We start from the raw sequence: 25,923 nt of genomic DNA on the forward strand, positions 1-25,923 counted from the left end.
GAGGAGGTAACATGGCAGGTCAAACGCGCTCCAGGCGTCCAAATCAGCTTTTTCGCAATCTCAATTCCAAGATTGCCTCCATTCCCATGATCTTGACCGCCATGGTGATCTTCCTCGGCGGCACGGTCTGGACGGTGATTTATTCCTTCACCAATTCCAAGCTTCTGCCGCGGGCGAGCTTCATCGGTTTTGATCAGTATGAGCGGCTCTGGGCAGCACCACGCTGGATCGTTTCCATCCAGAATCTGGCGATCTATGGTATTTTGTCTTTGATCTTCAGTCTCGTCATCGGCTTCGTGCTGGCGGCGCTGATGGACCAGAAAATCCGGTTCGAAAACACCTTCCGCACCATTTTCCTTTATCCCTTTGCACTGTCCTTCATCGTTACCGGCCTTGTCTGGCAATGGCTGTTGAACCCGGAATTCGGCATCCAGTCCGTGGTCCGCTCGATGGGCTGGGAAAGCTTCACCTTCGATCCGCTCTATAATTCGCAGATCGTCATCTACGGCATCCTGATTGCGGCGCTCTGGCAGGGCACTGGGCTCGTCATGTGCCTGATGCTGGCGGGTCTTCGCGGCATAGACGAGGATATCTGGAAGGCGACGCGTGTTGACGGCATCCCGATGTGGAAGACGTATATTCTCATCATCATTCCGATGATGCGGCCTGTCTTCATCACCACCCTCGTCATCATCGCCAGCGGCATCGTCAAGGTTTACGATCTTGTCGTGGCGCAGACGAGCGGCGGACCGGGCATCGCATCTGAAGTGCCGGCGAAATATGTCTATGACTACATGTTTCAGGCGCAGAACCTGGGGCAGGGCTTTGCCGCCTCGACCATGATGCTTCTGACTGTCGCGATCATCGTCATTCCATGGGCCTACCTCGAATTCGGAGGCAAGAAGCGTGGCTAATATCAGCACATTAAATACGGTCGCGGCCGCCACCGATGCGGTTGCCAAAGACCTTTCCGGCCCGCGCGGCAGGAAGCCGAGGAAAACCTTTTCCCGCCGCAACATCATTCTTTACGGCACGCTGTTTGTGGCCGCCGCCTATTACCTGCTGCCGCTTTACGTGATGGTCGTCACCTCGTTGAAGGGCATGCCGGAAATCCGGCTTGGCAATATTTTCGCACCGCCGGTGGAAATCACCTTCGAACCTTGGGTCAAAGCCTGGGCGAATGCCTGCACCGGCCTGAATTGCGACGGGCTTTCGCGCGGCTTCTGGAACTCGGTGCGCATTCTTGTTCCTTCCGTCGTCATTTCGATCGTTGTCGCTTCCGTCAGCGGCTACGCCATGGCCAACTGGAAGTTCAAGGGGTCGGAGCTGTTCTTCTCGATCCTCATCATCGGCGCTTTCATCCCCTATCAGGTGATGATCTATCCGATTGTCATCGTACTGCGGGAAATGGGTGTTTATGGCACGCTGACCGGTCTCGTCATCGTGCACACCATCTTCGGCATGCCGATCCTGACGCTGCTGTTCCGCAATTATTTCGCCTCTTTGCCGGAAGAATTGTTCAAGGCGGCGCGCATTGATGGCGCCAATTTCTGGCAGATCTATTTCCGCATCATGCTGCCCATGTCGCTGCCGATCTTCGTTGTCGCGATGATCCTGCAGGTGACCGGCATCTGGAACGACTTCCTGTTCGGCGTGGTGTTCACGCGGCCGGAATATTACCCGATGACGGTGCAGCTCAATAATATCGTCAACTCCGTGCAGGGCGTGAAGGAATACAACGTCAACATGGCCGCAACCCTTCTGACGGGTGCCGTGCCGCTGATCGTTTATTTCGTCTCCGGCAGGCTTTTCGTCCGCGGCATTGCCGCAGGCGCAGTAAAAGGTTGAGCTATATGAACAAAAGCGTTTCCATCCGCGATCTATCCCTGTCCTTCGGTGCCGTTACCGTGCTGAAAGACCTCAATCTCGATATTTACGACGGCGAATTCCTCGTCCTGCTCGGCTCTTCCGGCTGCGGCAAGTCGACCCTTCTTAATTGCATCGCCGGCCTTCTGGAGCCAACCGACGGGCAGATCTTCATCAAGGACCGCAACGTCACCTGGGAGGAGCCGAAGGATCGCGGCATCGGCATGGTGTTCCAGTCCTATGCGCTTTATCCGCAGATGACGGTGGAGAAGAACCTGTCCTTCGGTCTGCAGGTCGCCAAGGTGCCGAAAGAGGAAATCGAGCGGCGCGTAAAAAGGGCGGCCGGTATCCTGCAGATCGAGCCGCTGCTGAAGCGCAAGCCGGCCGAGCTTTCCGGTGGCCAGCGCCAGCGCGTCGCGATCGGCCGGGCACTGGTGCGCGATGTCGACGTGTTCCTGTTCGATGAACCGCTCTCCAATCTCGATGCCAAGCTGCGCTCGGAACTGCGTGTGGAAATCAAGCGGCTGCACCAGTCGCTGAAGAACACCATGATCTATGTGACGCATGACCAGATCGAGGCGCTGACGCTGGCCGACCGCATCGCCATCATGAAAAGCGGCGTCATCCAGCAACTTGCCGATCCCGTCACCATCTATAACAAGCCGAAGAACCTCTTCGTTGCCGGCTTCATCGGTTCGCCCTCAATGAATTTCCTGCGCGGCGAGCTGATCGAAAAGGACGGCAAGGTGGCCTTCGCCACCAACGGCGTCACCTTTTCGCTGGACGGTTATCAGCCGGAAGCACCGCTCACCGCGGGCCGCGCCGTGGTTCTCGGCGTTCGCCCCGAACATGTGCGTGTCGATGCCGATATCGTCGGTGGCGAGGTGCATGAGGCGATCGTCGATATCGAGGAGCCGATGGGTGCCGACAATCTGATCTGGCTGAAACATGCCGGCCACACCATGTCGGTGCGCGTCGGCGGTCACCGGCGGTTTTCGCCCGGCACCAAGGTTCGCCTCGGCCTCGACCTGACCATGGCCTCGTTGTTCGACGCCGGGAGCGAGGATCGGCTTTAAGCGCGCGGTTATTCCCCCCACACACAATCCCAAGACCAACATCTCTATGGAGGAGACAATGACAGAACTCGGTTTCCAGCTTTACAGCGCCCGCAATTTCCAGCCTTTTTCCAACATTCTGAAGAAGCTTTCGGCGGCGGGTTACAAACAGGTCGAAGGTTATGGCGCCATGTATGCCTCTCTGGATGATGCCGGTTTGAAGGGCCTGCGCGCCGAACTTGATGCCAACGGTCTTTCCATGCCAACAGGCCATTTCGGCCTCGATCTTCTGGAAGGCGATCCGAAAAAGGCGCTCAATATTGCCAAGGTTCTGGGTGTGGAGGCGATCTATTGCCCGTACCTGATGCCCGACCAGCGCCCGGCGGATGCCGCAGGCTGGTTCGCCTTCGGCAAGCGGCTGCAGGAAGCCGGCAAACCCTTCGTGGATGCCGGGCTGACCTTCGGCTGGCACAACCACGACTTCGAGTTCAAGGCGCTTGCCGATGGCTCCACCCCGCAGGAACAGATCTTTGCCGGCGGACCGGACCTGAAATGGGAAGCGGATATCGCCTGGATTATCAGGGGCAATGCCGATCCGCTCGCCTGGATCGAAAGCTATGGCAAGCGCATCACCGCCGTGCACGTAAAAGATATCGCATCATCTGGCGAAAACACGGATGAGGACGGCTGGGCGGATGTCGGCCATGGCACGGTGGACTGGAAGGGCCTTGTCGCGGCGCTGAAGGCCAAATCCGCCACGAAACATTTCGTGGTCGAACACGATAATCCAAAAGACATCGACCGGCTGATCACCCGCTCGATCGCCTCGTTCAAAACCTACTAAGTCTCACATTTCGGAGTTTTATCATGGCCAGAGATCTTGGCGTCGGCATCATTGGATGCGGCAATATCTCGTCTGCTTACTTTTCGCTGGCGCCGCTCTTCAAGGGCATCAAGGTGCTCGCCTGCGCCGACCTCAACCGCAATGCAGCGGAACTGAGGGCGGAAGAATTCGGCGTTGTCGCGCAGTCCATCGAGGAACTGCTCGCCAACCCCGAAATCGATGTGGTGGTGAACCTCACCATTCCCGCCGCGCATTTTCCGGTATCGAAAGCGGCGCTCGAGGCAGGCAAACACGTCTATTCGGAGAAGCCGCTGGTGCTCTCGCTGGAGGAGGGCGAAGAACTACGGCGCATCGCCCGCGAAAAGAAGCTTTCCGTTGGCTGCGCACCAGATACCTTCCTCGGTGGTGCGCATCAGCTTGCCCGACAATATATCGATGACGGCAAGGTTGGCCGCATCACCTCAGGAACGTGCCATGTGATGAGCCCTGGCATGGAGATGTGGCATCCCAATCCGGGCTTCTTCTTCCTGAAGGGCGGCGGGCCGATCCTCGATCTCGGCCCCTACTACGTTGCCAATCTCATCAACCTCATTGGCCCGGTAAAGCGTGTGGGTGCGCTGACGACGATGGCGAACCCCACCCGCACGGTGACCAGCCAGCCGATGAATGGCGAGATCATTCCGGTGGAAACGCCGACCAATATCCACGCGCTCTTGGAATTCGTGAACGGTGCGACGATAACGCTTTCGGCCAGCTGGGACGTCTGGTCGCACCGCCACGCCAATATGGAGCTTTACGGCACGGAAGGCTCGATCTACGTACCGGACCCGAACTTCTTCGGCGGTGTGGTGGAGGCCAGCGGCCGCGACAAGAACATCCAGCCGCTGGAAGAATGGGCGCATCCCTTCGGTGTTGCCAATCAGGAAAGCCCGAACGGCCCGCGCGCGAATTACCGCACGGCCGGCCTTGCGGATATGGCGATTGCCATCCTTGAAGGTCGTGACGCCCGCTGCTCGCTCGACCGCTCATTGCACGGCATCGATGTGATGACCTCGATCCTGAAATCAGGCGAAGAAGGCCGCTTCATCGAGATGACGACGACCTGCACCCAGCCGGCCGCACTCGGCATTGAAGAGGCACAGGCGCTGCTGCGCTGACATTTACATTGTCTGAAAAGCGGCGAAGGTGACTTCGCCGCTTTTCGTGTTTTCGCCACAGCCCTTCACAAATCCCGCGCTTTGCTTTAAAGCCGCGCCGTATCCGGTCGCAGCCCACCCGGTCAAAACAAGGGATCCAAAATTATGAAAACCATCGTCATCTGCTCCGGCGGATTGGACTCCGTTTCGCTTGCGCATAAAATCGCGGCGGAACATGAACTTCTCGCTCTCGTCTCCTTCGATTATGGCCAGCGCCACAGGAAGGAACTGGATTTTGCCGCCGATTGTGCCAGACGGCTCGGCGTGCCGCATCATATCATCGATATCAGAACCATCGGGGCGCATCTCACCGGTTCGGCGCTTACCGACGATATCGACGTGCCTGATGGCCATTATGCGGAGGAGACCATGCGCTCCACCGTGGTGCCGAACCGCAATGCCATCATGCTCACCATCGCTTTTGGACTGGCTGCTGCACAGCAGGCGGATGCTGTGGCGATTGCCGTGCATGGCGGCGATCACTTCATATATCCCGACTGCCGGCCGGGCTTCATCGGCAGCTTCAATGCCATGCAGGCGCATGCGCTGGAAGGTTATGCCGATGTCACCCTGTTTGCGCCTTATGTCACGGTTTCCAAGGCGGCAATCGTTACCGATGCGGTGAAATACGGCACGCCGTTTGGCGAAACATGGTCCTGTTACAAGGGCGGCTTGCGTCATTGCGGTCGTTGCGGCACCTGCGTGGAGCGGCGCGAGGCCTTTCATCTGGCCGGTGTTACCGATCCGACCGATTATGAGGATCCGGACTTCTGGGTAGCGGCCACCCATGCCTTTGCGGCACAGGAGGTGCGCTGATGTTCCGCATTACCAAGGAATTTCACTTCTCCGCCTCGCATCAGCTGAAAAGTCTGCCGTCCGATCACCAGTGCAACCGTCTGCACGGCCATAATTACATCGTTGAGGTGGAATTGAAGGGCGAAGCACTGAACGAGCATGGTTTCGTGCGCGACTATCACGAGCTTGCGCCGCTGAAGCGTTATATCGACGATCATTTTGACCATCGCCACCTGAACGACGTTCTCGGCCATGACCGGGTGACGGCGGAATGCCTGGCGAAGCATTTTTATGACTGGTGCAAGGATCGCCTGCCGGAAACCAGCGCCGTGCGGGTCAGCGAAACCGCCAAGACCTGGGCGGAATACCGGCCATGACGGTGGCTGCACACAAGATTGCAGCAAAGGAAACCACGATCCGCATCAGCGAAATCTTCGGCCCGACCATTCAGGGTGAGGGTTTGTTGATTGGTCTGCCAACGGTTTTCGTGCGTACCGGCGGCTGCGATTACCGCTGTTCCTGGTGCGATACGTTGCATGCGGTCGATAGCGACTACCGCGACACGTGGAAACCGCTGTCGGTCGAGGCGATCTGGCAGGAGGTACGGCGGCTTTCGGGCGGCGTGCCGCTCACGGTATCGCTCTCCGGCGGCAACCCCGCCATCCAGCCGCTCGCGGCTCTGATCGCCAGGGGACAGGACGAGGGGTATCGCTTCGCGCTGGAAACGCAGGGCAGCATCGCGAAAGACTGGTTTGCCGATCTCGACCATCTGGTTCTGAGTCCCAAGCCGCCATCAAGCGGCATGGAAACGGACTGGCAGGCTTTCGAGGACTGTCTTGCCGCCGCCGGCGAGGGGCCGCAGGTGGCGCTGAAGATCGTGGTGTTCGACGATGCGGATTATGCCTATGCCAAGGCGGCATCCGCGCGTTTCCCGCATTTGCCCGTCTATCTGCAGCCCGGCAACCACACTCCACCGCCGCCGGATGATGACGATGCGCGTGTGGATATCGACGGGGTGATGGACCGGATGTTGTGGCTGGTGGACAAGGTCAGTGAAGACCGCTGGTTTTCGGCCCGGGTGCTGCCACAGCTGCATGTGCTGTTGTGGGGGAACAAGCGCGGGGTTTGAGGCGGCGCGGAAAGGTAAAATCTCGCGCCCATGAGACGCGATCGGTTGCCGCTTGTTTCTTCTCCCCGAGGGGGAGAAGGTCGCGGCAGCGGGATAAGGGGGCTTGCTCGCCGAAATCCGGGGACGTTGCCCCCTCATCCGACCCTTCGGGCCACCTTCTCCCCCTCGGGGAGAAGAAACATGCGGCAACGTTTTGCCGCATGTTGTTCTTTCATATCAAGCCGAAACAGCCACCTCACGCCGTTCCCGATCCGCGATGATCGATAGATCGAGCACCTTCTGCAGATTGGCGGCATGGCGGAAGTCCGGATCGGCGGGGCCGCCTTCCATGACGGCCTTGGCGAATTTTTCATAGTTCGTTGCCACGGGGTCGACATCGATCGTCTTCCAGATCGCCTTCTCCACATCTTCACCGATGCAGGCACGCAGGCTGGAATAGTCGGGCGTGTGGATGACTTCCAGCGCACCCTTGTCGCCATGGATGCGCAGGCGGAGCTCGTTCAAGTGCCCCGTCGCCCAGCGGCTGGCATGGATGACGCCCATGGCGCCGTTTTCCAGCTCGGCGGTCATGGTGAAGCTGTCATTGGCGTCGAGGTCGTAGACGCCAATTTTATTGCCTTCATATTTGTCGAAGGTCTTCAACCGCGTGAAGATGCGTTCCACATCGCTGCCCGCGCCATAGGAGGCGAAGTCGAGAATGTGGATGCCGACATCGCCCAGCACGCCGTTGGAGCCATGCTTGGTGGAAAGCCGCCACAGCCACTTGCTCTCCGTCATCCAGTCGCCCCAGGCCTTGGAAACGAGCCAGCTCTGGAGATAGGAGGCTTCCAGATGCCGCACCTTGCCGATCTTGCCTGCCAGCACCATCTCACGTGCCGCCTGCAAGGGGGCGACGTTGCGATAGGTTAGGTTGACCATGGCGACGAGGCCGGCTTTTTCGGCGGCATCGGCCATTTCGGCGGCCTTGGCGTAGTTTTCCGCCAGCGGCTTTTCGCAGAAGACATGCTTGCCGGCCGCCAGCAGTTTCAGGCTGGTGGGGTGGTGGATGGCATCCGGCGTGACATTCGCCGCCGCATCGAATTCACCCCAGGCAATGGCGTCATCCAGTGAGGTGAAGGAGAGCGGGATATTGTGGCGAAGCGCAAAGCCGCGCACCACCACATCGTCCACATCCACCGCTGCGACCAGTTCGACGCCGGGGATTTGCGAGAAATAGGTGGCATGGTTGTTGGCCATGCCGCCGGTTCCGAGAATGAGAAGTCTCATGGCTTTTTACCTGTAACCTGCTTCGCCTGCCTTGTGCAGCTTGGGGCCGCGTTCTTCGATTGGCTCCAGCGCCTTGTCGACGGGAACATTGGGCGCATCGTGAATGCTCTTCAGTGCGCCAACCGGATTATAGGCCCATTTCACCGAGTTGCTGATGACCTTCTGGACATTGGCATCGTGATAGGTCGGATAGGTCTCGTGGCCGGGGCGGAAATAGAAGATATTGCCGGCGCCGCGACGCCAGGTGAGGCCGGAACGGAAGACTTCGCCGCCCTGGAACCAGGAGATGAACACGGTTTCCAGCGGCTCCGGCACGGAGAACTGCTCGCCGTACATTTCCTCGTTTTCCAGCTCGAAATGCTCAGGCAGGCCGGCGGCAATCGGGTGGCGCGGATTGATGGTCCACAGACGCTCGCGTTCACCCGCCTCACGCCATTTCAGCGCGCAGGGCGTGCCCATCAGCCGCTTGAACGGCTTGGAGAAGTGGCCGGAATGCAGGACGATGAGGCCCATGCCTTCCCAGACGCGTTTGGCAACACGCTCGACGATCTCGTCCTGCACCGCGCCATGGTCCTTGTGGCCCCACCAGACCAGCACATCGGTCTTGTCGAGGCGCTCCTGCGACAGGCCGTGTTCCGGTTCCTGCAGCGTGGCGGTGGTGGCATTGATCTCGGGGTTCTGGTTCAGCGCATCGGCGATGGTGTTGTGCATGCCGTTTGGATAGATTGAACGCACCGTCTCATTGATGTGTTCGTGGATATTTTCGCCCCATACAACGGTGTTGATGGTCATTTTCATGCTCCTCGGTGAAAGCCGGGACCTTGGGTGATCCCGGCGAAAGTGAAAAATTCAGGCAGCGCCCCGGGCGGGGTTACGGGCAAGCGCCCGGCCTTCGGCGTCAAAACGATGGATCTGCGTCGCATCCGCCACGAGGGCGATACGCTCGCCCGCCTTACGGTCGGTCACGCCTTCTTCGCGAACGACGACGGGTTCACCGGCGCCGATCTCGACATAGATATAGCTGTCCGACCCGAGCATTTCCGAATGCACGATCTCACCGCTCCAGCCGCTGCCGTCGGTGGTGATGGTGATATGCTCCGGGCGGATGCCGATGGTTTTTGCGCCTTCCGTCTCGGCATACTTGCCTGACAGGAAGTTCATCTTCGGCGAACCGATGAAGCCAGCGACGAAGGTGTTGACCGGACTTTCGTAAAGCTCCAGCGGCGTGCCGATCTGCTCGACACGGCCGTCACGCAGCACGCAGATGCGGTCGGCGAGCGTCATGGCCTCGACCTGATCGTGGGTAACGTAGATCATCGTCGTGTCATGCATCGAGCGGTGCAGCTTGGCGATTTCCAGACGCGTGGCAACGCGCAATGCCGCATCAAGGTTGGAAAGCGGCTCGTCGAACAGAAACACCTTGGGATCGCGCACGATGGCACGGCCGATGGCGACACGCTGGCGCTGGCCGCCGGAAAGCTGCTTTGGCAGACGTTCCAGATAGGGCGTGAGCTGCAGCATCTCGGCTGCCGCTTCGACGCGCTTTTTGCGCTGTTCCTTGTCCGCGCCTGATAGCTTCATGCCGAAGGCCATGTTTTCGAACACGGTCATATGCGGATAAAGCGCATAGGACTGGAAGACCATGGCGACGCCGCGCTTGGCGGGCGGCAGGCGGTTCACCGTCTCGCCATCGAAGGAAAGCGTGCCGCCGGAAATTTCCTCCAGCCCGCAGATGAGGCGCAGCAGCGTGGACTTGCCGCAGCCGGAAGGGCCGACGAAAACCATGAACTCGCCGGAGCGGATGTCCATGTCGATGCCTTTGATGACATCGAAGGCGCCGAAGGATTTGCGAAGATCGCGCAGTTGAATGGTGGTCATTTGTTTTCTCCTAGCCTTTGACGCCGCCGGCGGTGAGGCCGGAGATGATGCGTCGCTGGAAGATCAGAACGAGGACGACGAGCGGGGCGGTGACGATGACGGAGGCCGCCATGATCGTTCCCCAGGGTATTTCGAACTGCGAGCCGCCCGACAGGAGCGCGATGGCGACAGGCACCGTGCGCTGCTCGTTCGATGAGGTGAAGGTGAGCGCGAAGAGGAATTCGTTCCACGCCGCGATGAAGGCGAGAAGCCCTGTGGTGACGAGCGCCGGCCACATCAGCGGCATGAACACCTGGGTGATGATGACCCAGGGCGTCGCACCATCGACGATCGCCGCTTCCTCGATTTCGATCGGCAGGTCGCGCATGAAGGTTGTCAGCACCCAGACCGTGAAGGGCAGGGTGAAGATCATGTAGGAAAAGATCAGCGCCAGCGGCGTGTTGAAGATGCCCGCCCAGCGGATCAGTTCGAACAGGCCGGCGAGAACGGCGATCTGCGGAAACATCGAAACCGACAGGATGGTGAGCAGCAGCAGCGCGCGGCCACGGAAGCGGACGCGGGCGAGAGCATAGGATGCCGTTACCGCGAGGAACAGCGAGAGTATGACGACGGAAGATGCGACAAACAGCGAATTGCCGAGATTGCGCAGGAAAGTGCCGTTGCCGATGACGAAGCTGTAGTTGGTCAGCGAGAAGTCACGCGGCCAATAATTGACCTGGAACAGCGCCGAGCCGGATTTCAGGCTCGTCAGGATCGCGTAATAAAACGGGAATACCGAAATCACCATGATGATGGCGACCAGCGCGTAGAAGGCGGTGGTTTTCAGGATGCTTGGCAGGGTCATCGCGCGGCTCCATCGGTGTTGACGCGCCCGAGCCACATGTAGATGACCGTGATCGAGGCGATGATGAGGAACAGCATGGTGGAGGCGGCGGCGCCATAGGAGAACTTGTCGAAATCGAACAGGTTCTCGCGTGCCAGCACCGACATGGTGCGGGTCTGGGCATTATTCGGCGTCAGGATGTAGATGAGGTCGAATACGCGCATCGCATCCAGCATGCGGAAGATGACGGCGACCATGAGTGCGGGTCGGATCATCGGCAGGGTGACACGGAAGAACACCTTGACCGGATGAATGCCATCCACCTTGGCTGCCTCATACATGTCCTTCGGCACCATCTGCAGTCCGGCAAGGATGAGCAGCGCCATGAAGGGCGTCGTCTTCCAGATGTCGACGATCAGCACGGCCACCATCGCGGTTTCAGGATTGGCGGTCCAGGCGATCTTGTTGGAGATCAGCCCGAGATTGAGGAACAGGTCGTTCAAGATGCCGAACTGGTCGTTCAGCATCCACGCCCACATCTGCGCCGAGACGATGGTCGGAATGGCCCAGGGCACGAGAATGGCGGCGCGCACGAGGCCGCGTCCCTTGAATTCGGCATTCAGCACCAGCGCGACGATGAGGCCGAGTACCGTTTCGAGGCTGACGGAGACGACGGTGAATTTCAGCGTATTGAGAACCGCGCCCCACCATGCGGGATCGGCAAGCAGGCCGCGATAGATGGTGCGGCCGCTGCTGAGCGTGATCCAGGTGAGATAGTTCTTGAGGCCGACGAACTGCGCACCCTCGAGATTGGTGAGCGAAGCGTCGGTGAGGCTGAACCAGACGGTGCGCACCAGCGGCCAGCCCGCCACCAGCGCCAGCACCAGAAATGTGGGGGCAAGAAACAGCCAGGCGGATTTCAGACGTTCCGACTGCAGATCGGAGCCGGTGCCGGCTGCCGCGACCGGTCTTTGAAGGGCGATGTCGTTCATGGGGATATCTCGCGGTTGGGGCGCGGGAAACGATCAGGCCAGACCATCTCCCGCGCGGGCCGGATTACCAGCCGTTGCCTTTGAGATCGGTCAGTTCAACCTCGAGAAGTTCGAGATTTTCCGCCGCCGTGCCATTGCCGGAGAGCGTGTTGTGCACGGCGCCCCAGAACTTGGCCGAAACCTCGTTATATTTCACCTTGGCCGAGGCGGAAGGACGCGGAACAGCGGTCTCGAAGATCGGCTTCCATGTCGGCATGAAGGGCTGTGCTTCGGCCACATCCTTGTCATCGTAGAGCGAAGCGATCGTCGGCATGTTGGAAAGCTGGATTGCGCGCAGCTTCTGGGTGTCTTTCGATGCCAGGAACTTCACGAGCTGAATGGCGGCTTCCTGGTCGTCGGAATATTTCGAAACGGCAAGGTTCCAGCCGCCAAGTGTGGAGGCAGGCGCCGAACCTTCTTCGCCTGCCGGCAGCGGCGTGACGCCAAATTTGTCCTTGATGGCGCTGTCGGCGCCGTTTCCAAGCGCATAGGCATAGGGCCAGTTGCGCATGAAGACGGAATTGCCGGTCTGCCAGACGCCGCGCGCTTCCTCTTCCTTGTAGGCAAGCACGCCCTGCGGCGCGATGGTGCCGACCCAGCCCTTGGCTGTTTCGATGGCGGCTGCAGCCTTCTCGTTATTGATGGAGATATCGCCGTTGGTTTCGACGATGTGTCCACCGCCGGCGGATGCGATCCATTCCAGTGCGTTGCAGGTCAGGCCTTCATAGGCGCTGCCCTGGAAAACGAAGCCCCAGAGATCCTTCTGTCCGCCCGCGCGTTCCTTGTCCTGAATTTCCTTGGCGGTCTCGCTCAGTTCCTTCCAGGTTTTCGGCGGCTGCTTGCCGTATTTTTCCAGAAGGTCCTTGCGGTAGAACAGCGCCGGCGCGTCGGTGAACATCGGCATGGCGACGAGCTTGCCGTCAACCGTCTGCGACGCGACGATGGAGGGGAAGTGATCGCCGATGACATCCTTGGTCGCTGCGGTCAGATCCACGAATTGGTCGGCCAGCTGCGGCGCCCAGATCACATCCGTCTGGTAGACGTCGACATCCTTGTTGCCGGCGGCAAGCCACAGCCGGTACTGGCTGAACTGCTCGCTTGATGATGACGGCATGGTGACGAGATTGACCTTGTGACCGGTTTCTTTCTCGAAGGCCGCGATCCGTTCGCGGAAGAACGCGACGTTCTTGCCGGTCGAATTGGCGGCGATGGAAAGCTCGGCCGCCTGAGCCGAAACGGCGGCGGAAAACACGGTTCCGCACAGGAACAAAGTCTTCATGGAAATATTCATTGTCAAACTCCTCCGTTGACGCTTCCGATTGTCCTCAAAATTGAAAGCGCTTTTGACTGACGCGAGGCTCTCAAAAGCCGAGCAATCTGTCAATACTCTTTCTAATTCACCGGAAATCGGCCGTTTTCGCCTGCAATTTTTCGGCGTTTGCCTTTGAGAATAATCAACTGTAAGGTTTCAGGTGGAGGAAAATTGAAATCGTTTTCAATTTTTGTCGGCTTGAAAAATCCGCGGCGGCGACGCATGCAGGGGCAAATTGGCAAAAAATTATGAAGCTCAAGGAATTCGCAGAGAAAGTCGGGCTCTCGCCCACCACCGTCAGCCGGGCGCTGGGCGGCTACCCCGAGGTGCGCGAGGAAACGCGCCGGCGGGTGATGGAGGCTGCGCTGAAATACGGCTACCGGCCGAATGCAAACGCTGTCAGGCTGGCAACCGGCAGGGCGGGTGCCATCGGTGTCGTCATGGGCCGTTCAGGCGGCGGGCATTTCTTCTCGGAGTTCATGGGTGGAATGGCGACCCGGCTGGAAGGGGAAGAGACCGACATCCTCGTCAGCGTGACTGTCGACAATGATCTTGACGAGGAACTGGCGATTTTCAGCCGACTTGCGTCGAGCGGAAGAGTGGATGGCATCATCGTGCATTCACCGCGCCCGGAGGATGAGCGCATTGCGCTGCTCAACAGGCTGGGTGTGCCGTTCATCGTGCATGGCCGCTCGAAGACACCGTTCGAACATGCCTGGCTCGATATCGACAATCATGATGTGACCTATCGTCCGACGATCCATTTTCTGGAGCGTGGGCACAGGCGGATTGCCCTTATCAACGGTCCGGTCGGCCGTACTTTCGTGCAGGATCGGGAACAGGGGTTTCGCGATGCGCTGGCGACCCACGGCATCACGCCGGATCCGCGTTTCATGATCAGCGAGCATTTCAGCGAGGAGACGGCGTTTCGCTTCGCCCGCTCGCTTCTGGAGCAGACACCGCGCCCGACGGCCTTCGTTGCGGGTGCGATGATGACGGCGCAGGGTGTGTATCGTGCGGCAACCCAGATGGGGCTGACAATCGGCAGGGACGTCTCCGTCATCGCCCATGATGACGTGTTTCCCTATCTCACCCCGGGGAGCATGCTGCCGCCGCTTTCCACCACCCGTTCCCCCATGCGTATGGCCGGCATGCGGGTGACTGACCTGCTTTTGCAGATCATCGGCGGCAGGCCGGTGCGCGAAGTGCAGGAATTGTGGCCGGTGGAGCTGATCCTACGGGAGTCGGTCGGGCCTGCCTGAACTTGTCGGCATAGCTCACTGATTCCACTCCATTTTGTGAACGTCAGTTGATAGCGTTCGTCTTTCGTCATCTATACGGCGGCGACATCTCATGTATAATCGAAGCAGTCGTGTTCGTTATGGAACAGGACTTGGGCCGGCGCGTTGAGGGGACGTGTCGAAGGAGGACGATGGATGTTTGAATTTTTAAAACCGCAACAGCAGCCAGTGATCGATGACGTGGAAGCGACCGGCACCTATGCCGACGCGCTGCTCAATGTTCCAAGCCCGGAACTGACCCGTTCGACCGCCCGTGAGCATGGCCATGAGGCCCACTCCCGCGACTATTGCGAAAACCGCGATATCTCCCGTAGCGCGCTCGGTTTTGCCTGAGCCGTAAAAAAGCTTCTTCAAAAAACGGAACGGACCGCCGGTCCCGGCGTTTTCCCTGTACAACCACGGGGCGGCGCAACCGGACCGGAGGGACCTGATCGGCATATGACCGATGGGCGAATTTGTGTGTTGCGCCGCCTGAATGGCGACGGCGCAGGCGCGTTGTCCCGATAGATGAGAGCGCAATCCGGTCTGGATCGCGCATTTATATCAGGAGGCCGCGATGTCGACCGTTCCCGTCGAACCCCATCCCGAACCGCCAATGCCGGTGCCGCCGCAGCCGGATATTCCGCCGGTGGAAGAGCCCGAACCCGACAGGCTGCCGGATGAAATTCCGACCCCCAATCCCGACGAAAACGATCAGCCGCCGAAAGTGCTTTAAACGCCCTGCGTTCCCGGATTTTCGAACTTCTTGCTGATGAAGGCCGAGCCTGCAAGCCCGAAGCGCCACGGATAATCCACCGCGCGGCTGATGCCGATACGCCTGCCGCTGGTAATCGCGGCGGCTTCCTGTCGTAAACGCAGAAAAAACGGAGGGGCGTCGAGCGGCATGCCGTCCATGTCGCCGGTAATCGCCATGGCCTGACAAAGCCTGCCGGGGCCGGAACACAGAAGTTTTGGCTTGTCGGTTCCCCGCCGCAGTTTCATCATGTCCAGACCGGTCAGAGGTTCGATGGCGCGCAGAAGCACCGCAGAGCCGGGCGCACAGACGAAATTCGCGCACCAGTGAATGCCATAGGACCGATAGACATAGAGATGGCCGGCCGGGCCGAACATTGCCCTGTTGCGCGGGGTTTGCCCGTTGAAGGCGTGGGACGCCGGGTCGTCGGGATGATAGGCTTCGGTTTCCACGATGATGCCGCCGGCATTGCCGACGCGAAATTCCACGCCGATGAGCGCACGGGCGACATCCAGCGCGTCTCGCTTGAAGAAACTCGCCTGCATTTCCGGGCTAAAGGCCTGATTCATCTGGAACCCCTTCCGCTCTGCCATCGTTGTGAATTCAGGTTTCAGTGTTACCGCATCGGATTGATAGGCCGATGTTTGTCAAATCGGAGGGCATGTCATGCAACTTTCCACGACCTATGTAAAACGCAATAACGGTGTCATATCCGTCGAGTTCGTCGGCAGCGATGGTGACCAGGTCTCCGTCCGCCTCGCCGATGGGCTGGAGGGCATCGATGATGCGGAGGCCATCAAGCGCGCCAGCGCAGTCATGGTTCAGCTGACGGCTTTCGGCACCCGCCACGGCGCTGATGCGTCGTCGCAGTTTTCAGCGCTTGGAACGGCGCAGGATGATGGTCCGCATGGCCAGGCCAGCGCCCGCACCGCGAAGGATCGCGATATTCTGGAAGAGGAATTGGACGATGGACTGGAAGACAGCTTTCCAGCCAGCGATCCGGTTTCGGCCACCGTCACCTCGATAGCTTCGAGAAAGGGCGGGGTGTGACATTGGCTCATCGCAAAGTTGCCCTCATCACCGGCGCAGGTTCCGGCATCGGACGTGCCGCCGCCCTGCATCTGGCTGCCGCTGGTTTTTCGGTTGGCTTGCTCGGTCGCACCGGATCCGAATTGCAGGCCGCGGCCGAGGAGATAAAGACCGCATCCGGCTCTTCCAAAGTTCTTCTCGCCGATGTTTCGGACGAGGAGGCCATGCGACACGCGGTCGCAGCGCTCGTGGAGGATTTCGGTCGCCTTGATGTCGTGGTGGCCAATGCCGGCGTCAACGGTGTCTGGGCGCCCATTGATGAGTTGAAGCCTTCCGAATGGGACGACACGATCCGCATCAACCTGCGCGGCACCTATCTCACCGTGCATGCCAGCGTTCCGTATCTGAAGGCGGCCGGTGGCGGCTCCATCGTGATCGTCTCCTCGATCAACGGCACACGAACCTTTACCTCCCCCGGTGCTACCGCTTATTCCGTTACGAAGGCGGGGCAGCTTGCCATGGCCCAGCAACTGGCGCTGGAGCTTGGGCGTCACCGCATCCGCGTTAATGCCGTGTGTCCGGGCGAGATCGAAACGGCAATCGACGAAAACACCGATATACGCGGACGCGAAAAGACCGAGGTGCCGGTTCGGTTTCCGGCCGGCGATATTCCCGTGACCGGTGGTGTGGCGGGGTCAAGCGACGATGTCGCCGCGCTGATCGGTTTTCTGGCATCGGACGCATCGCGCCACATTACCGGCACGCCGGTATGGATCGATGGCGGGCAGGGGCTGCTTCGATAAGTTGATCCATTTGCCCTGCTGACGCGTGCCTCACGGGCTTGTGTCCCTATGATTAACGAAAGGGTAACGTCTGTTCACGAGACTTTGTCCATGTGCGAGGTTGCCGCGTTATGGCCACCTTCGCTAGTTAAGCGTCTGCCGGAAAGGCGGGCAAATCAGGCGGGCAGAACGATCCATGGACATGAAGGCATTGCTGGATTTCGCAGTTGCGGGGTTACGGCTGAAGGTGATGGCGGGGGTAAGAGTAGCTGCGGTCGTCGCGATCGGCGGCGGTCTTGCTGCGTGCACCTCCATGGGTCTCGATAGCGTCAAGAAGGACCCGCCGAAGCTGTCGTCCAAGATGATGGCGCAGATGTCCGCCAAGAGCATGCGGCCGGAAAGCCCGGTCCTCGTTCGTATTTTCAAGCAGGAAAGCGAACTTGAGGTCTGGAAGATCGACAAGACCGGAAGCTATGCGCTGCTGAAGACCTATCCCATGTGCCGCTGGTCCGGAAAGCTTGGACCGAAGATGAAGACCGGTGACCGGCAGGCGCCGGAAGGTTTTTATCACGTCTCGGCCGGCATGCTGAATCCGAATTCGCAATATTACGTCTCCTTCAATCTCGGTTATCCCAACCGGCTGGAATCGGCGCTCGGTTACACCGGCGAAGCGCTGATGGTGCATGGCGCCTGTTCGTCGTCTGGCTGCTACGCCATGACCGACCAACAGGTGGGCGAGATTTACGCCGTCGTGGCGCGCGCGCTGCAGGGCGGGCAGGATCGTTTCCAGGTGCAGGCCTATCCCTTCCGTATGAGTGCACGAAACATGGTGGCGCATCGCGACGATCCCAACATGCCCTTCTGGCGCACGCTCAAGGAAGGCTACGACTATTTCGAGGTGACGCGCCGCCAGCCGAAGGTCTCCGTTTGCGGCCGGCGCTATGTCTTCAACAGCGAATTCGCCGAAGGTGAACCTGCCGATCCTCTGGCCGCCTGCCCGCCAGCCATCAATCAGCCGGACCCGGCGGTGGCATCGAAACTGGCCGAGGAACAACAAAAAATTGCCGCTGCGATGAACGAGGGAACTTCCGCCCCACTCAGCGCGTATGTAGACGGCGGCATGCATCCGAGCTTCCGTGCCATTCTGAAATCCAGCGGCGCCAAGTCCATGGCATCGCAGGTTTCCGGCACGAAGTACCCTATCAGCCGCCCCGATGCGGCGCTGGCAGACCCCTTTGCCAGTGTGAGATGACGTAAATGAGGTTTTTCAATTGAACGAGACGACAACGACCCGGCGGGGTTTCCTGCTTGGAGCAGGTGGGTTGGCGCTTGCCGGCCTTGCAGGCTGCAACACCACGGCGCGTGAAGCCGCACGGCCGGCCGCCCCCGCGGAAGATCCGATGTATGCGCTGATGTACGGCCCTAAGCCGGACGAGCAGTTTCCGCTGCCGGAAATTCCCTATAAGCGGATTCCGCGCCAGTTCCTGCGGCAGATGGTGGCCAATCCGACGGGCGAGCGCCCCGGCGTCATCGTCGTCGATACGGCTAACCATTTCCTTTACCTCACCTATGAGAACGGTCAGGCCATGCGTTATGGCGTCGGCCTCGGACGTGCGGGTTTTGAATGGGCCGGCCGCGGCGTCATTCAGTACAAGCGCCAGTGGCCGCGCTGGACGCCGCCTGATGAAATGATCGCCCGCCAGCCGGAGCTGGAGCCCTATAGCAGCCGAAATGGCGGCATGGAGCCGGGCCTCAAGAACCCGCTCGGCGCGCGTGCGCTCTATATTTTCAAGGACGGCAAGGACACGATCTACCGCCTGCACGGTTCGCCGGAATGGTGGACCATCGGCAAGTCGGTATCATCAGGCTGCGTGCGCCTCATCAACCAGGACATCGTCGATCTCTATAATCGCGTGCCGGATGGTACGCCGATCGTGGTGACGGCGCTTGGCCCGGCGCAGCAGGGCGTGCCGATCGGCCAGGAAGGCGTGCCCGTTGCCCAATATGGCAATGGCGTGGTTGGCGACGGCCTGTCGCAGCCGGTTCAGACCTACTGACAGACAAAAAATTTCCAGCCGCTGAAGTCAGCGGCTGGAAACGATGGACGAATTGCAGCGCAATGCGCTCGCCTCAGGCCACGTGACGGATAACGTCATGCCCACCAATATCTTCCATATCCAGACGGAAACGTGAAACCAGCGCGCGCAGCTTTGCCGTTTCCGCGGCAAGCGTTGCCGAAGCGGCGGTGGATTGTTCCACCATGGCCGCATTCTGCTGGGTGGCGTGATCCATGGAGTTCACGGCAGCATTGATTTCGGCAAGTCCCGTCGATTGTTCGGCGGCGGATGTCGCAATCGCGGTCATGTGCTGGTCGATGCCGGCGATGCGTTCGCCAATATCCTTCAGCGCCGTACCGGTATCGAGAACCAGCTTCACGCCACTTTCCACTTCCGCTGATGATTGGCGGATATGGTCGCGGATTTCGCTTGCGGCCTTTGCGGAGCGCTGGGCGAGGTCGCGCACTTCCTGCGCCACCACGGCAAAGCCTTTGCCGGCCTCACCGGCACGGGCGGCCTCCACCCCGGCATTCAGCGCCAGAAGATTGGTCTGGAAGGCGATTTCGTCGATGACGCCGATGATGCCGGTAATCTGCCGCGACGATGTCTCGATGCGGCGCATCGCCTCTTCGGCGTGGCTGACCACCTCAACCGATTTCAGGGCGCTGTGGTTGGCGTCGGTGGCGGCAAGCCGCGCCTCGGATGTGCGTTTGTTGGCGTTTGAAACATTGGCCGTGATTTCCTCGAGCGCTGCGGCGGTCTGTTCGAGCGAGGCTGCCTGATTTTCCGTACGGCGGGAAAGGTCGCCGGCGCCGGCGGCAATCTCACGGCTGCTGCCGTCAATCGTGCCGATGCCATCGGAAATCGCAAATAATGTTTCGGCCAGCTGCCGGACAGAACTGTTGAAATCGTGCCGCAGGGCTTCAAATTGCGGGGCGAAGGCCTGATCGAGCTGGAAGGCCAGATCACCCGAAGCCAGCCGCTTCAAACCGGCTGCGAGGCCGGATGTGGCGATGCGCAGCCGTTCGGAGGCGTCTTCCTCGGCCTGCTGGCGGGTTGCCTCCTGATCGGCCTGCGCCTGTTGGCGGGCCGCTGCCGCCTGTTCTTCAAGCGCCCGGTTGGCGATTGCCGCCTGCCGGAAGACTTCGACGGCAACGGACATGGAGCCGATCTCATCCCTGCGATCGATGCCGGAGGGTGGCTGAGACGTATCGCCGCCCGCCAATGTTTCCATATTCTTTGACAATTGCAGGATGGGTTGGATAACCGATCTGCGGGTGAGAAGGAAAAGCCCGACGGAGAAAATTGACGCCAGAACCAGCAGGGCCTTCAAGGCAAGGTTGATGGTCGCCTTGGTCTTTTCGCTTTCGGCAGAGGCGGCATCGGACAGGGCCTCGATCTGGTCGCCGGCCGTTTCCATCGCTTTTTCAAGCGCCGAAAATTGCCGCATGAATTCGGGCATCAGCTTGATCGCCTCTTCCGGGCGGGAGCCCGCAAGGCCGACAACCGCATTGGCGGCTTCCATATAAGCAAGCAGCGGTTTTTCGACGCCGTCGATCACGGCCTTGACGTTTGTGCCTGCTGACAGGGACCTGTTGGCCTCGATCATTTCGCGGAAGCTGGCTTCATGTTCGCCAAGGTCAGCCTCAACCGTCTTGAGGTCTAGGCCCATGCTGGCATTGGTGGAGAGAATGGCGGCAAGTACGTCGGAACGTAATGCATCATGCATCATGTCCGCCTGCATGTGGTTGCGCAGCACTTCGGCCGAAAGTGCAACATATTCACTGTTGCGGTTCAGCGTTTCCGTTGCCCACATGCCAACGCCCGTGGCGGCGCCGGTGATGGAAAAGATCGCAATGCTTGCCAATATTATCTTTTTCTGAATCGACGCCATGGGGACGTTCCCGCGCTGTTGGTTATACTGCGGGAAAATAATAGAACATGCTTAATAAATGATCTATGTACGCTATGTTTTTGATAAAAATGAGAAAAGGCTGCAATTTCTATTGCAGCCTTTCTTATATTAGAAGTTTATACTTTTAATTTGCGCGTTTCAACGCATCACCGAGAATCGAGACGATGTCATCGAAATGGGATTTTTCGGCGATCAGCGGCGGCGAAAGCGCAATGATATCGCCGGTGACCCGGACAAGCAGGCCGCGCTCAAAGCAATCCACAAAGATGTCATAGGCGCGTGCGCCGATGGCGCCGTCGCGCGATTGCAGTTCGATGCCGGCAATGAGGCCGATGGTGCGTATGTCGATAACGTTTGGCAGACCCTTCAGCGAATGGATGGCATCGTGCCAGTCATCCTGCAATTGCGATGCGCGGGTGAAAAGGCCTTCGTCGCGATAGATATCGAGCGCGGCGATGCCGGCGGCGCAGGCGACGGGATGGCCGGAATAGGTGTAGCCATGGAACAGCTCGATCTGGCTTTCCGGGCCATGCATCAGCGCATCATGCACCTTACGGCTGGTGAAGACGGCACCCATGGGGATCGCGCCATTGGTCAGCCCCTTGGCGGTGGTGACGATATCAGGCGTAACACCGAAATAGTTGCTGGCGAAGGATGAGCCCATGCGGCCGAAACCGGTGATTACTTCATCGAAAATGAGGAGAATGCCGTGCTTGTCGCAGATGGCACGCAGGCGCTCCAGATAACCCTTCGGCGGCACCAGCACGCCGGTGGAGCCGGCCACCGGCTCAACGATGCAGGCAGCGATGGTTTCAGCGCCATGCAGGGCGACCAGCCGTTCCAGATCGTCGGCAAGCTCGGCGCCGTGCTCGGGCTGACCCTTCACGAAGCTGTTCTTTGCGGGATCATGGGTGTGACGCAGATGGTCGGCCGGTATCTGCGGGAAAACCCGGCGATTGTTGACGAGGCCGCCAACGGAGATGCCGCCGAAACCGACGCCGTGGTAACCGCGCTCACGGCCGATCAGGCGGCTGCGGGTGCCCTGGCCGATGGCGCGCTGATAGGCGATGGCGATCTTCAGCGCCGTATCGACCGATTCAGAGCCTGAGCCGGTGTAGAAAATGCGATCAAGCTTTGCCCCTTCAGGGCCGGGGGCGACTTCCGCCAGCCGCTCGGCGAATTCGAAGGCGACGGGGTGGCCCATCTGGAAGGAGGGTGCGTAATCCATGGTCGAAAGCTGGTGTTTGACGGCGGAGGCGATCTGCTGGCGGCCATGACCGAGATTGACGCACCACAGGCCAGCCGTACCATCGAGAACCTGACGGCCGTCATTGCTGGTGTAATACATGCCCTCGGCGCTCGTCAGCAGGCGGGGATTGGCCTTGAACTGCCGGTTGGCGGTAAACGGCATCCAGTAGCTGTCGAGCGAGGTGGAATTGGATCGGCTGGGGTTGTCCATAATGGTTCTCCTGTTCGTTGCCGATGATTGAAAGCTATTTTCCAGACTGAACAAGCCCTTTTCTCTCTGTGGCCAAGTCATTGAAAATGCTGTAGGCGAAATGCAGTATTTTCGATATTTCGAACAACGATAACGGGGGCAGCAGCATGTCGGTGGATATTGGCGGGCGTTTGCGCCATTTGCGGCTGCGTCACAACATTTCCCAGCGTGAACTGGCAAGGCGCGCCGGCGTGACCAATTCAACGATTTCGCTGATCGAGAGCAATACCTCCAACCCGTCCGTCGGCGCGCTGAAGCGTATTCTCGATGGCATACCCATTGGTCTCGCCGAGTTTTTCGCCTTCGAGCCGGAGACGAATCGCAAGGCCTTCTATCGGGCGGATGAGTTGGTCGAGATCGGCAAGGGGCCGATCTCCTTCCGGCAGGTGGGCGACAATGTCTTCGGTCGCAGCCTGCAAATCCTGAAGGAATGTTACCAGCCGGGCGCCGATACCGGCAAGGTCCCGCTGGTGCATGATGGCGAGGAGGGGGGCATCATCCTCTCCGGGCGTCTGGAAGTGACGGTTGATGAGGAGCGGCGGGTGCTGGGGCCGGGTGATGCCTATTATTTCGAAAGCCGCAGGCCGCATCGCTTCCGTTGCATCGGGCCGGTCCCGTGCGAAGTCATCAGCGCCTGTACGCCGCCCACCTTCTGATTCCACTGCGTTTTGCTTGATGTGAGGTTCTGAAAGCGCTCTGCCTGTCGCAGGCAGGGCCGAATCCGGGTTAGGGCTCGAATATTTTGAAGATATTCCGCGGCTCAAGCGCGGATTTTTGCCATTGTTTTGCCGCTTTTGCGCCGCTCTTGCAATTTTTCCATCGCTTTTTCTTGGCGAAGCCCGAGTGTCGGGTAAAAAAATCCCGGCTAATATGTCAAATTTTATATGCATTGCCGCAATCTTGCTGCGCCGCAAAAAAATTTAATAGTCTGTTACACGCATGGCTGTTCTTGGCGTTCCTGTCTCATCCGATTAAGTCATAAGAAACATATAAGAAAAGACTGCATGTGGTCGAAAATACAATACATGCCGGGAGGCCACCCATGCTCTGCGCACATGGCCGCAGGCGCATTTGTTTCTTTTTTATGCAACCCTTAATATTGCCCTGGGGTTGATCGACCGCCACCGCAAGAAATCGCATAGACGGTCATGGGCAATGTGCCTTACAAAAAATCCATTAGCATCAAATTCCGAACACAGACTTGTTATCTCCTTTAGACGGAAATACGCGCCTTCGGGCACCGACCAATCGCAAAACATAAATGGAGTTCACTCTATGAAGTCCGCGACCCAATCGGCTGAACAGACACTCAGCAGTTCCGAAGATTTCGATGTCAGTTTCCCTATCGGGGGCATCGCAAAACGCAGCTTCGATATGGCATCGGCTGCACTTGCGCTGCTCATCTTCAGCCCGATTTTCCTGTTGATCGCCGCTCTGGTGAAATTTTCCGATCCCGGCCCGATCTTTTATGGTCACCGGCGTGTGGGACATAATGGCCGCTATTTCCATTGCCTGAAATTCAGGACGATGGCGATGAACGGTGACGAGATGTTGCGGCAATATCTTGCCGCCAATCCGGAAGCCGCCGAAGAATGGCGCGCGACCCGCAAGCTCAAGAACGATCCGCGTGTCACCGCCGTCGGTGCCGTGCTGCGCAAGCTTAGCCTTGATGAACTGCCGCAGCTCCTCAACATCATCCGTGGTGAAATGAGCGTGGTTGGCCCGCGCCCCGTCGTTGACGAGGAACTGAGCTATTATGAAAGCGCTGCCGCTTATTATCTCAGCACCCGCCCTGGCCTGACCGGCCTGTGGCAGATCAGCGGCCGTAACGACGTCTCCTACAAGACCCGCGTGGCTTTCGACACGCAATATGTGCAGAACTGGTCGATGCGGCAGGATGTCTTCATCATCGTCAAGACCATTCCCGCCGTGTGCCTGTCGCGCGGCAGCTACTGAAATCAATATTGAGTTCGGCTTTATCGATTTTCGTTTCGACACGCACCCGACCGGGATCCCAAGTCCGGTCTTCGGGTGCGTCATTGGTGCTAACAATAGCGGCCGCTTCTGCGGCGCTGCGCAGCCGGCCTTGCCCGGTTGCCTATCGTCTGATCGCCTGCATGGCGCTCAGCAAACAGGGAGTCTCCCGATGAACGGCCTTTTTGCCACCCCCCGCCGTCCGCTTGCCGCCCTCGTGCTTGCCGCTTCCGTCGCCCTGGCCGCACCGCTCTGCGCATTGGCGGCTGAGGGTGGGCAATATAAGCTCGGCACTGCCGACAAGCTGCGCATCCGTGTTGCCGAATGGCAGCCGGCCGATGGCAGCATCCGCAACTGGGACGTCATCAACGGCGATTATTCCGTCGGCCCATCCGGCGCGCTGTCCTTGCCATTTATCGGCCAGCTGGAGGTTTCGGGGAAAACGCCATCGGAAGTCGGTGAGGCGATCGGCGCCCAGCTTCAGAGCAAGTTCGCGCTTCGCAACCTGCCTTCGGCTTCCGTCGAAATCGCCCAGTTTCGGCCGATCTTTCTGAGCGGCGACGTGCAGACACCGGGAGAATATCCCTATGCCGCCAATCTCACGGTGCTGAAGGCCGTCAGTCTCGCCGGCGGCCTGCGTCGCTCCGATGCCGGCCAGCGTTTTGCCCGCGACTTCATCAATGCACGCGGCGATGCCGCCGTCTACGACAACCAGCGGGCAAGGCTGCTCGCCCGTCAGGCGCGGTTGGTTGCCGAGGTCAAGGGCGATCAGGCCATCGCCAAGACGCCAGAAATGGAAAAGATCAGCGAAATCGATACGCTTCTGGCCAGCGAAAGCGCGCTGATGAAATCCCGTACCGAGCGTTATACGCTTCAGCTGAAGGCGCTGACGGATCTGCATGCCCTTTTGCAGAGCGAAGTCGAATCGCTGAATAAAAAATCGGAAACACAAAACCGTCAGCTCCAGCTCGCCAACGAGGACCGCGACCGCGTCAACCGGCTGAACGAGCAGGGGCTTGCACTGTCACAGCGGCGCATCTCGGCGGAAGAACGCGCGGCGGAGGTGGAATCCACCCTGCTTGATATCGACACGCAGTCGCTGCGCGCCAAGCAGGATATCAACAAGGCGACCCAGGACGAAATCAACCTGCGCAACGACTGGGTGGCACAGCGTTCCAAGGAATTGCAGGATACCGAAGCGGAACTCGACAAGCTCAATCTGCAGCTGACCACCAGCCGCGAATTGATGTCAGAGGCGCTGGCGCAATCGGCCGAAGCGATCCGTTTCGATCCGTCGGGTAAATCCGCGACCATCACCTATCTCGTGGTGCGTGAGGAAAACGGCAAACCGAAGGAAGTGAAGGTGGATGAAAACACCCTACTTCAGCCCGGCGACGTCATCAAGGTTTCGTCCGAAATCCTGATGCAGTGAGGTTCGC

The 25,923-nt window shown here is 59.3% G+C and carries 27 protein-coding genes; 18 read left to right on the forward strand and 9 right to left on the reverse strand.

From position 1 onward, the window contains the following. The first annotated feature begins 11 nt into the window (after positions 1 to 11). The 8 genes from EXN68_RS20805 to queE all read left to right on the forward strand — a co-directional run bounded on the left by EXN68_RS20805 (position 12) and on the right by queE (position 6,885). A complete protein-coding gene (locus EXN68_RS20805) occupies positions 12 to 914 on the forward strand; it encodes a carbohydrate ABC transporter permease (protein ID WP_142842667.1) in 903 nt (300 codons plus the stop codon). Continuing rightward, positions 907 to 1,848, forward strand: a complete 942-nt coding sequence (locus EXN68_RS20810) for a carbohydrate ABC transporter permease (protein WP_142842668.1) — start codon at positions 907 to 909, stop codon at positions 1,846 to 1,848. Before EXN68_RS20805 ends, EXN68_RS20810 begins: the two co-directional genes overlap by 8 nt. Before the next feature lie 5 nt (positions 1,849 to 1,853). After that, positions 1,854 to 2,942, forward strand: coding sequence for an ABC transporter ATP-binding protein (locus EXN68_RS20815; RefSeq protein WP_142842669.1), 1,089 nt, complete (start codon positions 1,854 to 1,856; stop codon positions 2,940 to 2,942). Positions 2,943 to 3,000: 58 nt separating this feature from the next. Further along, positions 3,001 to 3,765 carry a sugar phosphate isomerase/epimerase family protein gene (locus tag EXN68_RS20820; RefSeq protein WP_142842670.1) on the forward strand — a complete coding sequence of 255 codons (765 nt, stop codon included), beginning with the start codon at positions 3,001 to 3,003 and terminating at the stop codon, positions 3,763 to 3,765. A gap of 23 nt (positions 3,766 to 3,788) precedes the next feature. Further along, positions 3,789 to 4,922 (forward strand): Gfo/Idh/MocA family protein, encoded by a 1,134-nt coding sequence (locus EXN68_RS20825; RefSeq protein WP_142842671.1) that lies wholly within the window; start codon positions 3,789 to 3,791, stop codon positions 4,920 to 4,922. A gap of 144 nt (positions 4,923 to 5,066) precedes the next feature. Then, on the forward strand, positions 5,067 to 5,777 hold the full coding sequence (queC, locus tag EXN68_RS20830) for a 7-cyano-7-deazaguanine synthase QueC (RefSeq protein ID WP_142842672.1): 711 nt from the start codon (positions 5,067 to 5,069) through the stop codon (positions 5,775 to 5,777). Then, on the forward strand, positions 5,777 to 6,133 hold the full coding sequence (gene queD / locus EXN68_RS20835; protein WP_142842673.1) for a 6-carboxytetrahydropterin synthase QueD: 357 nt from the start codon (positions 5,777 to 5,779) through the stop codon (positions 6,131 to 6,133). The genes queC and queD overlap by 1 nt, the downstream gene beginning before the upstream one ends. Further along, positions 6,130 to 6,885: a 7-carboxy-7-deazaguanine synthase QueE gene (queE, locus tag EXN68_RS20840; protein ID WP_142842674.1), complete on the forward strand. Its 756-nt coding sequence runs from the start codon at positions 6,130 to 6,132 to the stop codon at positions 6,883 to 6,885. The genes queD and queE overlap by 4 nt, the downstream gene beginning before the upstream one ends. Before the next feature lie 216 nt (positions 6,886 to 7,101). On the opposite strand, the gene EXN68_RS20845 is transcribed toward queE, so the two are convergent. From EXN68_RS20845 to EXN68_RS20870, 6 genes are all read right to left on the reverse strand, one after another. Next, positions 7,102 to 8,151, reverse strand: coding sequence for a Gfo/Idh/MocA family protein (locus EXN68_RS20845; protein WP_142842675.1), 1,050 nt, complete (start codon positions 8,149 to 8,151; stop codon positions 7,102 to 7,104). Positions 8,152 to 8,157: 6 nt separating this feature from the next. Next, on the reverse strand, positions 8,158 to 8,943 hold the full coding sequence (locus tag EXN68_RS20850) for a ThuA domain-containing protein (RefSeq protein WP_046801358.1): 786 nt from the start codon (positions 8,941 to 8,943) through the stop codon (positions 8,158 to 8,160). 57 nt (positions 8,944 to 9,000) lie between these two features. After that, positions 9,001 to 10,029 carry an ABC transporter ATP-binding protein gene (locus EXN68_RS20855; RefSeq protein ID WP_142842676.1) on the reverse strand — a complete coding sequence of 343 codons (1,029 nt, stop codon included), beginning with the start codon at positions 10,027 to 10,029 and terminating at the stop codon, positions 9,001 to 9,003. 10 nt (positions 10,030 to 10,039) lie between these two features. Next, positions 10,040 to 10,873 (reverse strand): carbohydrate ABC transporter permease, encoded by an 834-nt coding sequence (locus tag EXN68_RS20860; RefSeq protein ID WP_003523786.1) that lies wholly within the window; start codon positions 10,871 to 10,873, stop codon positions 10,040 to 10,042. Next, positions 10,870 to 11,844 (reverse strand): carbohydrate ABC transporter permease, encoded by a 975-nt coding sequence (locus EXN68_RS20865; protein ID WP_137004722.1) that lies wholly within the window; start codon positions 11,842 to 11,844, stop codon positions 10,870 to 10,872. The genes EXN68_RS20860 and EXN68_RS20865 overlap by 4 nt, the downstream gene beginning before the upstream one ends. Positions 11,845 to 11,908: 64 nt before the next feature. After that, positions 11,909 to 13,174 carry an ABC transporter substrate-binding protein gene (locus tag EXN68_RS20870; RefSeq protein WP_142842677.1) on the reverse strand — a complete coding sequence of 422 codons (1,266 nt, stop codon included), beginning with the start codon at positions 13,172 to 13,174 and terminating at the stop codon, positions 11,909 to 11,911. Positions 13,175 to 13,443: 269 nt separating this feature from the next. Here EXN68_RS20870 and EXN68_RS20875 point away from each other — a divergent pair, with 269 nt between their 5' ends. The 3 genes from EXN68_RS20875 to EXN68_RS27690 all read left to right on the forward strand — a co-directional run bounded on the left by EXN68_RS20875 (position 13,444) and on the right by EXN68_RS27690 (position 15,211). Further along, entirely contained in the window at positions 13,444 to 14,457 is a 1,014-nt protein-coding gene (locus tag EXN68_RS20875) for a substrate-binding domain-containing protein (RefSeq protein WP_142842678.1), read from the forward strand. 174 nt (positions 14,458 to 14,631) lie between these two features. Continuing rightward, a complete protein-coding gene (locus EXN68_RS20880; protein ID WP_035243556.1) occupies positions 14,632 to 14,829 on the forward strand; it encodes a hypothetical protein in 198 nt (65 codons plus the stop codon). Positions 14,830 to 15,052: 223 nt separating this feature from the next. Next, positions 15,053 to 15,211 (forward strand): hypothetical protein, encoded by a 159-nt coding sequence (locus EXN68_RS27690; RefSeq protein WP_142842679.1) that lies wholly within the window; start codon positions 15,053 to 15,055, stop codon positions 15,209 to 15,211. Here the strand turns inward: EXN68_RS27690 and EXN68_RS20890 are convergent. Further along, on the reverse strand, positions 15,208 to 15,798 hold the full coding sequence (locus EXN68_RS20890; RefSeq protein WP_142842680.1) for a DNA-3-methyladenine glycosylase: 591 nt from the start codon (positions 15,796 to 15,798) through the stop codon (positions 15,208 to 15,210). The genes EXN68_RS27690 and EXN68_RS20890 overlap by 4 nt on opposite strands. Before the next feature lie 97 nt (positions 15,799 to 15,895). On the opposite strand from EXN68_RS20890, the gene EXN68_RS27475 reads away from it, so the two are divergent. The 4 genes from EXN68_RS27475 (at position 15,896) to EXN68_RS20910 (ending at position 19,097) form a co-directional block, all read left to right on the forward strand. After that, a complete protein-coding gene (locus tag EXN68_RS27475) occupies positions 15,896 to 16,279 on the forward strand; it encodes a hypothetical protein (protein WP_161991424.1) in 384 nt (127 codons plus the stop codon). Further along, complete coding sequence (locus tag EXN68_RS20900) at positions 16,276 to 17,061, forward strand: SDR family oxidoreductase (protein WP_142842681.1); 786 nt, start codon at positions 16,276 to 16,278, stop codon at positions 17,059 to 17,061. Before EXN68_RS27475 ends, EXN68_RS20900 begins: the two co-directional genes overlap by 4 nt. Positions 17,062 to 17,236: 175 nt before the next feature. After that, a complete protein-coding gene (locus tag EXN68_RS20905; RefSeq protein ID WP_161991425.1) occupies positions 17,237 to 18,292 on the forward strand; it encodes a L,D-transpeptidase family protein in 1,056 nt (351 codons plus the stop codon). A 19-nt stretch (positions 18,293 to 18,311) separates the two neighbouring features. Next, positions 18,312 to 19,097 carry a L,D-transpeptidase gene (locus EXN68_RS20910; RefSeq protein WP_046801347.1) on the forward strand — a complete coding sequence of 262 codons (786 nt, stop codon included), beginning with the start codon at positions 18,312 to 18,314 and terminating at the stop codon, positions 19,095 to 19,097. Between the two features lie 73 nt (positions 19,098 to 19,170). Here EXN68_RS20910 and EXN68_RS20915 read toward each other — a convergent pair whose 3' ends face one another. Both EXN68_RS20915 and aptA read right to left on the reverse strand, forming a co-directional pair. Next, positions 19,171 to 20,991: a methyl-accepting chemotaxis protein gene (locus tag EXN68_RS20915; RefSeq protein ID WP_142842682.1), complete on the reverse strand. Its 1,821-nt coding sequence runs from the start codon at positions 20,989 to 20,991 to the stop codon at positions 19,171 to 19,173. A 145-nt stretch (positions 20,992 to 21,136) separates the two neighbouring features. Beyond that, positions 21,137 to 22,471, reverse strand: a complete 1,335-nt coding sequence (gene aptA, locus EXN68_RS20920; protein ID WP_142842683.1) for an omega-aminotransferase AptA — start codon at positions 22,469 to 22,471, stop codon at positions 21,137 to 21,139. A gap of 146 nt (positions 22,472 to 22,617) precedes the next feature. Between aptA and EXN68_RS20925 the strand changes: the two genes are divergently transcribed. The 3 genes from EXN68_RS20925 (at position 22,618) to EXN68_RS20935 (ending at position 25,916) form a co-directional block, all read left to right on the forward strand. Then, positions 22,618 to 23,166 carry a cupin domain-containing protein gene (locus EXN68_RS20925; RefSeq protein WP_142842684.1) on the forward strand — a complete coding sequence of 183 codons (549 nt, stop codon included), beginning with the start codon at positions 22,618 to 22,620 and terminating at the stop codon, positions 23,164 to 23,166. Positions 23,167 to 23,785: 619 nt separating this feature from the next. After that, positions 23,786 to 24,466 (forward strand): sugar transferase, encoded by a 681-nt coding sequence (locus EXN68_RS20930; protein ID WP_142842685.1) that lies wholly within the window; start codon positions 23,786 to 23,788, stop codon positions 24,464 to 24,466. 190 nt (positions 24,467 to 24,656) lie between these two features. Next, a complete protein-coding gene (locus EXN68_RS20935) occupies positions 24,657 to 25,916 on the forward strand; it encodes a polysaccharide biosynthesis/export family protein (RefSeq protein WP_142842686.1) in 1,260 nt (419 codons plus the stop codon). The last annotated feature ends 7 nt before the right edge of the window (positions 25,917 to 25,923 follow it).

Source organism: Martinezella rhizogenes (assembly GCF_007002745.1).
GTDB lineage: Bacteria > Pseudomonadota > Alphaproteobacteria > Rhizobiales > Rhizobiaceae > Agrobacterium > Agrobacterium cucumeris.